Here is an 8,346-nt window from a genome sequence, read left to right as displayed (position 1 = left end):
CGTCGGCCGCGTCACGGGCGTCGACGGCCCGTACCTCCGGGTCCGCCCCCTGACCGGCGGCCCCGCATGGGACGCCGACCCCCGTCACCTCCGGCGCCTGACCCGTGCCGAGCTGCTGAGCGCCCGGCTCGCCGAGGCCAACACCCGCAGCCGCAACCACACCAAGTGACCGGCGCGCACGCGCGGGGGCTGGAGCCGGCGGCCGGCTCCGGAACCCTCCGCCGCCGTCTACTGCCGAAGTAGCCCGGCCGGATCGATCACGACAGGGAACGGAGTGTCCAGGTCCGTGCTCGTACCCGCGAGTGCCGTCGTCCGCTCCACGTACCGGCCGCCTTCCAGTTCGTGGATCACGAGCATGGGCGCGGGGTCGAACTCGAGTCGCCAGAAGTGCGGGATGGCGGCCTCGGCGTAGAGCATCGGCATGAACTTGCGGTCCACGGTGCGGTTGCCGGGCGAGACGAGCTCGACCACGAGCCGCACGCCGTCGGCGTCGACGCTGACGCCGTCCTCGGCCGGCCTCGGGGCACATCGGTACAGCGGTTAACGCTAAGCCGGTGATCTTGGTCAGGCCGGAGCTTCGTGGGTGCTGACGCGGTTCGCGTACTCGCGGCGGGCCTTGCGCTGAGCCGGAACCGCCGCGGTGCTGTCGAGGGGCTGGCAGCGGTCGAGGAGTCGCCGGTGGATCGCGGGGACGGCGGTGACGCGCAGGGTGTAGCCCTGGCCGCGCCGGACGGTCACGCCCTGGTCGAGCGCTGCGCGTTCGGCGGGCTCCAGCTCTGCGGCGCGGAGGAAGTCGGCGACTTCGCCCGGCATGTCGAGAACGACCGGCAGTTCCGGAGCCGGGACGCCCGGGTCGGCTGCCGTGCACTCAGGCAGTAGGTCTGCGACGGCGGTACGGATGGCGCCGCGGCTGACGAGATGATCCCGGGAGAGGGCTGCGATGGACCGGCCTTCCAGGTACGCGGCACGCACGTCGTCGGTCTTCCCTGCCGGGACGGCCGGGCGCCGGCCGCCCTTGTTGCCCTTCGCCTCGGCGGCCCGCAGTCCGTCGTACGTCAGCTCCCGTTGGAGGTCGCGCTGGAGTTCGCCGGCGGCGGCGAGGGTCTGGACCATGAACTTCACCGTGGACAGCAGCTCCCCGGTGCGCGGGTGGCGGGCGGTGAGGTCCATCGCTGAGAACGCACCGTCGTGGATGCGCAGGGCGAGGTGGTCGCGGTGCAGGACGTCGAGCACGTCGAGGATGTGCCCGGTGCCGCGCACCAGGCGGAACATCTCGGAGATGTGCACAGCGTCGCCCGGCCGCGCGTACGCGAGCAACTCGCCGAACTTCGGCCGCTGAAGCGAGTGAAGGCGGCTGGAGGTTCCGGCCTGCTCCTCGAAGACGACCGGGTCCTCGATCCCGGCCTCGTCCAGAACGAGGTTCTGGCGGTCGGTCGACTGCTGATCAGTCGACACTCGCTTGTAGACCAGGTTGGCCATGCCGCTCCTCGTTGTGGTGGTCGCATTCGACCCTAGCTGTCAGCAAACCCTGTCATCAGCCACCATCGGATCTGATTGGATCGGCGCCGACGCGAGGCGCCGCGGAAAGTCCGGATTCATTGGACGCGTGCGGCGCATGTCGTCATTCGAACGTTTGCCGACAGGGCGGCCCGTGATCACGAGCCTCCGACGGGATCGCCGCACACTGCCCCAGTCGTTAGCAACTCGGGTTGACTATCCTTGTTAGTCAACTACAGTTGCTTGCATGTCCGCCGGCGAGAATTCCCTTCCCCCTGAGGCCGCTGACGCCCTGGCGGCTGTCGTGGCGTTGCGGCGCCTTGCCGATCAACTGGAGGACGCCGCTGTGGAGCAGGCCATGCGGGCGGGCTGGAGCTGGCCGCAGGTCTCCGAGGCGCTCGGTGTCACCCGCCAAGCCGTCCACAAGAAGCACGCCAAGCGGCTCATCGCCGCCGGAGTCAAGCTGAGGAGGCGCGGCGATGAGCGCGTTTGACAAGTACCTGCATGCGGTCATCGTGCGGGCGATGGACGAAGCTCAGGATGATGGGTCGGCGACGATCGACGCGCACCATCTTCTGTTGTCGCTCGCCGCCGATCACGGGTCTACCGCTCAACAGGTCCTGGCCTCGGTCGGGCTCGATCGCGCTGCTGTCCGCGAGGCACTGGATCGAGAATTCGAGCACAGCCTGAGCGTGGTTGGAGTGTCTCCGGCCGCCTATGACCTTCCCGGGCCGAGCCATGCTTCCCAGCAGCCCAAGATGGGCGCGTCCGCCAGACTCGCACTGGAGCGAAGCTTCTCCTCCGCTCGCAAGACGGACCTGCGGTCAGCGCATCTGCTGCTCGGGATCCTGCAGGCTCAAATCGGCACCGTGCCACGTGCTCTCGCCTTGGCCGGTATCGATCAGGCCGAGCTGGCGGACCGCGTACTGCAGACGCTCAACAGTCAGGATCAGTGACCACCGGAATCAGCTGACCCAGTCAGTTCGCCCGCGGCCTTGCTCTTGCCGTGATGTGCAGTGGGTCCGGTAGGCGTGCGCGATGGATCGCACGCTGCGCTGGGCACTAAGCCCCTGCTGAGAGTCGAAGGGCCAGTGAATCACGCCGTGGAGAGGGGCCGGGCGGCCATCCATGGGTCACGCACGACAAGGAGGACTACATGCCCCAACACACTGCTCATTCAGACGGCCAGCCGGGCGCCGAACCGGCCAAAGCAGCGGGCGCGGCCCTTGAGTCCGCGCCGGCCTCAGGGGCCGAGGGCTACGAGGCGGTCCAGCGCTTACTTCAGCAAGCTGTGACTCAAGGCGGCCTTCCCGGCATTCTTGCTGAGGTTTACGACGGCGACCGGCAGTGGTTCGGAACCGCAGGAGTCGCCGACACCCGAACCGGCCGCAAGCGTTCACAGCAGGACCGGTTCCGCATCGGCAGCATCAGCAAGACGTTCGTGGCCACCGTCGTGATGCAGCTGGCGACGGAAGGCAGACTGAGCCTGGATGACACCGCGGAACAGTGGCTGCCCGGCGCGGTCCATGGCCATCACCACGACGGTGCCAGGGTGAACATCAGGATGCTGCTCAACCACACCAGCGGGATCTTCAACTACACCGATGACCAGGAAGCACTGAACCGTTACGAGACACACCCGCCCGAGTCACTGGTGCAGATCGCCATGTCCCATCCACCCACCTTCACACCGGGTTCGGGCTGGGCCTACTCCAACACCAACTACGTCCTCGCAGGCATGATCATCGAACGGGCCACCGGCCGCGCGCTCGCCGAGGAGATCACAGAGCGGATCTCCCGCCCACTCGGCCTGGCTGGCACGTACCTGCCGCACAGCAGCGACCCGACGATCCACGGGCCACACTCCCGGCACTACACAAAGCTGTTCCGGACCGACCCCGGCGCGCCGGTCCACGACGCGACCGAGCTCGATTCATCCATGTTCTGGGCAGCCGGGGGCATGATCTCCACGGCCGGGGACCTCAACCGTTTCTTCGGCGCCCTGCTGGGGGGCCGGATACTGCCACCGGACCAACAACGCGACATGTTCACCACCGTGCCCACCCGCAACTGGATTTCCAACGCCGCCTACGGCCTCGGCGTTTCCTCAGTGAGACTGCCCTGCGGGGAAACGGTCTGGGGCATGGGGGGTGCGCTCTTCGGATCGTGGTCCTACGCCTACGGCGCTCGTGATGGCAAACAGATGGTCATCACCAACGTCAACGGCGACTGGAGCAATGGCGCTTGGGACGACCCCATCGGAATCTTCACCGATCTCCTTCAGGCGAAGTTCTGCCGCCAGAGCGATACCTGAACGCTGGTCACGGGTCGGCCTGGTCGGCTCCTGCTACTCACTCCTGCCCGCCGTCGTCGTCCTCGTCCAGCTCCGGCGCGTCCGGGTCTCGCAGGGGCCGCAGGGCGCCGGCGGCCGGAGTGGAGGCGGTGAAGCTGTAGCGGCCGAGCAGGTTCAGGTTGCGGTGCTTGAGGGGGGGAGGCGGGCGATGTCCTCGTCCCGGATATCGTGGCCCTCGGCGCGGAGCTGGGCGACGGCGGCGTCGATGTAGCGCGTGGTCCAGAGCACGATGGCGTTGAGGACCAGGCCGAGGGCGCCGAGCTGGTCCTCCATGCCGTCGCGGTACGCCTGGTGGATGGTGCCGCGCTTGCCGTGGCAGACGTCGCGGGCGAGCTTGTGGCGCGACTCCTGCACCGTGAGCTGGCGGTTCATCTGCCGGCGGTAGGTGTCGTCGACCGGGTCGACCATCCGCAGCAGGTGCTCGGTCTTGGCGATCCGCCCGTACTCGGCGAACGCCTGCCCCAGCGGGGTGGGGTGGCGCTCGCGGCCGAACATCCGCAGCAGGTCGTAGGCGCGGACCTGGTTGGTGACCAGGGAGCCCGCGACCCGGAGCATGTCCGGCCACCACATCTCGATCTTCTTCAGGTTGACCCGGTTGCGGGCGAGCGGCTCCAGCACGCCGTACGTCCCCGTCTCCACCCCGGGCATCGCCGCCCGCCAGAACCGCTGGTCGTCCAGGTCCTTGAACCGCGGGCTGAAGTTGTAGCCCAGGATGCGGAAGATCCCGAACACGATGTCGGAGTAGGAGGCGTTGTCGGTGGCCACCATCTCCGGCTTCGCCCCGCCGTCCAGGTTCAGCAGCGCGTCCAGGATGTGCAGGGAGTCGCGCGGCGTGCCCGGCACGACCATCTGCCCGATACCCGCGACCTGGTCGTTTACCGCGTTCAACCAGGTGATGCCGCGCTTGAACCCGAAGTACTTCGGGGACGGTGCCGAGCTGATGGTCCGCACCGGGACCACGAACCGCAGCCCGTCGACCGAGGCCAGCAGCCCGTCGCCCCAGTACGCCACGATCGGCACATCGGACTGGGCCTGGATCAGCATCGCGTTCGCCGCAGCGATCGTGTCGGAGCGCAGGTAGAACTGATCCACGTGGACCAGGCGGGAGCGAGTGAGGGCTTCGTGGCCGGGGTTGGTGACCGGGGTCATGCCGATGTTGCACGCCTCACTCACCAGCAGCGCGACCACCGAGGTGGTCAGATCCTTCATCCGGGTAGTGCCATCCCCGAGATACACGAAGGCGTCGAGGAACCCGGTCCAGGACTGGACCTCGAACAACAGGTCCGGCAGGTCGATCTTCGGAAGCATCTTCTCGACCCGCTTGCGCAGCCAGGCCAAAGACTTCGGCTCACCGAGCGCGCCGAGCTTCGCCACGTTCAGCTTCACCCGGCCGTTCGGCTGGATGTCCAGCGACACCTTCGCGTCGGCGCCCGCCGACTCCAGGCGCAGCACGCACACCACGTACGCGTCCCGGTCCACCGACCCCTGCGGCAGGTCGGCGTTGGCGTACACCGCCTTGCGCCACGCGGCCGGCACCAGCTTGTCGTCGACCTCGCGCGGCAGCAGCGGCTTGTCCTTCACCCGCCGCCGCGCCAGCGCGGGCAGACGCTGCACCTTGGCCAGCACCCGCGCGCCGGGGGGCGCCGCCTGGAGGGCCTTCGACTCGCCCAGCAGCGCCAGGAACGGACGCACCGTGTTGTATAGGTTGGTCAGGGCCGCCCGCATCGCGACGTCGGCGGATCCCTCGTCCTCAGGCACCAGGGAGACCACCAGCGCGGCTGCGCTCATCACCGCCGCCCGCGGGGCGACCTCCTCGACCGCCGCCCACAGCGCCGCGGTGTCCAGGTCGGCGTCGTGCGTCTCGACCAGCTCCAGCTCCTCGAACAGCACCTTCGCCGCCTGCGCGAGCACCCGTGACGCCTTCTCCAGCTGCGGAAGCGTCGACAGGCGATCCTTTTCCGTCTTCCGCTTCGCCGTGCTGATCAGCCTCGTTGCCATCAGCACCTGGAACAGGTCCAGCGCTTCATCGATGGCCTTCGCCTCCAGGTGCCGCATCACCGCGGTGAGCATCGCCGTGCGCTTCGGCTCCTCGGCCCGCTCCAGGCTCGCCGCCTTCGAGCCCAGCCCGTAGCGCGCCAGAGCGGCCAGCCGGTTCGGCGGGACCTGCGACAGCCGCACCCGCCCCAGTTGGAACGCCGCGATCTCATCGACCCGCTCCAGCGACCGGGCGAACGCCGTGCCCGTCGTTCGCGTCGGCGGTCGGCGCAGCCGCTCCAGCTCCGAGAACCGGGCACCCTCCGGGGTCACCAAGGTGGCCACCAGGTCCTGGGGCAGGGCCGCGTCCGCGCGGTGAGCTGCCCTGGCGATCGTGGCGTGCAGCCGCTTCTCAGCGACCGTACGGACCTCTGACACCTTCCGGGCCAGCACCGACACCCCGGGCAGCAGCACTCGGTGCCGGCGCAGCCAGCCCACCGCCTGATTGAACAGCGCCACCGGCCCCTCGGCGTGCGTCCAGGCCCGGCCGTACAGGAACGTACGAAACTTCCGCCCCCACTCCGGGTCGTCGTACTCGTGATACTCATACGCGTCCCGGATCTCCCACGCGTGCTCGTACGCCGTCGGCTTGCGCTCGGTGTACTGCTTCACGCACGAGACGTCCTTGATGCCGAGCTGCTCCGCCAGGTACTCGACCACCACCCACGGCACATCCAGCGGGTCATCGGGCAGGAACCGGCCGATGTAGCGCACGGTGCACATCTGGAGAGCGAACCCGAGCCGACTGTGGTCACCGCGCCGCTTCGCGATCAGCTTGCGATCCTCATCGTCGAGGAAGAAGAACCGCTCCAGCTCCGGCCGGGTCGGCTCCTCGTGAACTTCCCGTACGAAGCCGCCTGCTCGTCGGTCAAGAACTCCACTGGCATGGACCTGACGCTAACGACGCCCGCAGCCGCGTAGGGATCTTCCATCGAACCCCGCCGCCGGGCCGACGGCGTGTGCTATAGACGCTCAAGATCACCGGCTTAGCGTTAACCGCTGTACCGATGTGCCCCGAGGCCGTCGGCGGTCGCGCCGGCGTCGGTCACCACCAGATCGGGAACGACGAGACCGGAAGGCAGGATGACGTTGATGGCCTCCAGCACCTCGACCGGCGCCTCGGCGGCCTGGGCCGCCGCGTGGAGGATCATCGCGAGGCGGAGCTAGGCCCGGCGGTGGCGGATGCCGGGAGCCAGAGACATCACGAGGGACTCCCCCAGCAGTTCGTAGCGCGTGGTGCGGTCCTCGGGCAGGGCGAGGACGTCGGCGACGGTCCAGGGCCCGGTGTGATCGATGGCACCGCTCATACCCTTCACCTCCTCGGCCGCCCGGCAGCCGCGACAGGTCCGGCGGACGGTACATGGCCAGCATACGGGCGCTCTCACCCGCCGACATCGGCTCGTCAGGCTGGGCGAGACGTCGAACACGCTCACCGGGCCCCCGCAGGCAAGCGGCACCGGCCACTCTTCCCGCACCGCACCGCGGCACGCCTCTGACCGGGTGAAAACAGGGAAGCGCATGCGGAGGGGCTGGAGCCGGGCGCCCGGCCCCGGCCCCTCCGCATACCCGCATCCCCGCCGCCCCGCGTCGGCCCGCGGTGGCGGACGAGGCGGGCGACGTCACGGAGTGAGGATCGCCCGCCCCCGGATCCGGCTTTGCCCGAGGTCGTCCAGGGCGTCCTGGAAGCGGTCCAGGGGGTACTTCACGGTGTGCAGGCGTACCCGGCCCCGCGCGGCGAGGACCATCAGCTCGCACAGGTCGTTGTAGGAGCCGACGAGGTTGCCGATGAAGTTGATCTCGGCGGAGATGATGTCGATGGTCGGGACGTCGATGTTCTCGCCGTAGCCGACCACGTGGTAGTCGCCGGCCCGGCGCAGCATGCCGACACCGTCCCTGGTGGCGCCGCCCTCGCCGACGAAGTCGATGACCGCCTCCGCCCCCTTGCCGCCGGTCAGTTCGCGCACCCGGTCCACCTGGCCGCCGTCGGCGACGACCCCGTGGTCGGCGCCGATGGAGACGGCCAGGGACACCGCGTCGGCGTTGCGGTCGACGACGACGATCTCCGCGGCGGTGAGGGCCTTGAGCACCTGCACGCCGATGTGTCCGAGGCCGCCCGCGCCGATCACGACGCAGCGGTCGCCGGGGCGCAGCCGCCGGGCCGCCTTGGCCGCGGCGTGGTACGCCGTCAGGCCCGCGTCGGCCAGAGCGGCCACGTCGGCCGGTTCGAGGGAGTCGTCGATCCGTACGACACTGCGCGCGGAGGTCTTCAGGTACTCGGCGTAACCGCCGGCCGTGTCGATGCCGGGGAAGAGGCTGGTCTCGCAGTGCACGTCGTCGCCGGCCCGGCAGGCCCGGCACAGGCCGCAGGTGATCAGCGGGTGGACGATGACCTTGTCGCCCTCACGGACGTTGGTGACGGCGCCGCCGACCGCGTGGACCCAGCCGGCGTTCTCGTGCCCGAT

Annotated in this window: 8 protein-coding genes and 1 pseudogene; 3 read left to right on the top strand and 6 right to left on the bottom strand. The window is 69.2% G+C overall.

The genetic code is table 11. The annotated features are described in order from the left end of the window. Nucleotides 1-228: 228 nt before the first annotated feature. Nucleotides 229-480, bottom strand: a complete 252-nt coding sequence (locus RIF68_RS18375) for a hypothetical protein (RefSeq protein WP_309052357.1) — start codon at nucleotides 478-480, stop codon at nucleotides 229-231. 84 nt (nucleotides 481-564) lie between these two features. Next, on the bottom strand, nucleotides 565-1,479 hold the full coding sequence (locus RIF68_RS18370) for a recombinase family protein (protein ID WP_309052356.1): 915 nt from the start codon (nucleotides 1,477-1,479) through the stop codon (nucleotides 565-567). 265 nt (nucleotides 1,480-1,744) lie between these two features. On the opposite strand from RIF68_RS18370, the gene RIF68_RS18365 reads away from it, so the two are divergent. The 3 genes from RIF68_RS18365 (at nucleotide 1,745) to RIF68_RS18355 (ending at nucleotide 3,811) form a co-directional block, all read left to right on the top strand. After that, a complete protein-coding gene (locus RIF68_RS18365) occupies nucleotides 1,745-1,990 on the top strand; it encodes a hypothetical protein (protein WP_309052355.1) in 246 nt (81 codons plus the stop codon). After that, complete coding sequence (locus tag RIF68_RS18360) at nucleotides 1,977-2,453, top strand: Clp protease N-terminal domain-containing protein (RefSeq protein ID WP_309052354.1); 477 nt, start codon at nucleotides 1,977-1,979, stop codon at nucleotides 2,451-2,453. Before RIF68_RS18365 ends, RIF68_RS18360 begins: the two co-directional genes overlap by 14 nt. A gap of 200 nt (nucleotides 2,454-2,653) precedes the next feature. Next, a complete protein-coding gene (locus tag RIF68_RS18355; RefSeq protein ID WP_309052353.1) occupies nucleotides 2,654-3,811 on the top strand; it encodes a serine hydrolase domain-containing protein in 1,158 nt (385 codons plus the stop codon). A gap of 37 nt (nucleotides 3,812-3,848) precedes the next feature. On the opposite strand, the pseudogene RIF68_RS18350 reads toward RIF68_RS18355, so the two are convergent. The 4 genes and pseudogenes from RIF68_RS18350 to RIF68_RS18335 form a co-directional block, all read right to left on the bottom strand. Next, a pseudogene (locus tag RIF68_RS18350) lies at nucleotides 3,849-6,771 on the bottom strand (Tn3 family transposase). A gap of 105 nt (nucleotides 6,772-6,876) precedes the next feature. Continuing rightward, nucleotides 6,877-7,035, bottom strand: a complete 159-nt coding sequence (locus RIF68_RS18345) for a hypothetical protein (protein WP_309052352.1) — start codon at nucleotides 7,033-7,035, stop codon at nucleotides 6,877-6,879. 12 nt (nucleotides 7,036-7,047) lie between these two features. Then, on the bottom strand, nucleotides 7,048-7,191 hold the full coding sequence (locus RIF68_RS18340; protein ID WP_309052351.1) for a hypothetical protein: 144 nt from the start codon (nucleotides 7,189-7,191) through the stop codon (nucleotides 7,048-7,050). A gap of 312 nt (nucleotides 7,192-7,503) precedes the next feature. Next, the coding region (locus RIF68_RS18335) for a zinc-binding dehydrogenase (protein ID WP_309052350.1) at nucleotides 7,504-8,346 on the bottom strand (843 nt) is incomplete at its 5' end.

This window comes from Streptomyces sp., assembly GCF_031178505.1.
Lineage (GTDB): Bacteria > Actinomycetota > Actinomycetes > Streptomycetales > Streptomycetaceae > Streptomyces > Streptomyces gulbargensis.
The sequence above is the reverse complement of the archived record's forward strand: the minus strand, read 5'-3'. Positions and strand labels throughout refer to the sequence as shown.

Excerpts from the sequence above, each read along its gene's own strand:
- RIF68_RS18360 (WP_309052354.1), top strand. The coding sequence starts at position 1,977 with ATGAGCGCGTTTGACAAGTACCTGCATGCGGTCATCGTGCGGGCGATG.
- RIF68_RS18370 (WP_309052356.1), bottom strand. The coding sequence starts at position 1,479 with ATGGCCAACCTGGTCTACAAGCGAGTGTCGACTGATCAGCAGTCGACC.
- RIF68_RS18340 (WP_309052351.1), bottom strand. The coding sequence starts at position 7,191 with ATGAGCGGTGCCATCGATCACACCGGGCCCTGGACCGTCGCCGACGTC.
- RIF68_RS18365 (WP_309052355.1), top strand. The coding sequence starts at position 1,745 with ATGTCCGCCGGCGAGAATTCCCTTCCCCCTGAGGCCGCTGACGCCCTG.
- RIF68_RS18345 (WP_309052352.1), bottom strand. The coding sequence starts at position 7,035 with ATGATCCTCCACGCGGCGGCCCAGGCCGCCGAGGCGCCGGTCGAGGTG.
- RIF68_RS18355 (WP_309052353.1), top strand. The coding sequence starts at position 2,654 with ATGCCCCAACACACTGCTCATTCAGACGGCCAGCCGGGCGCCGAACCG.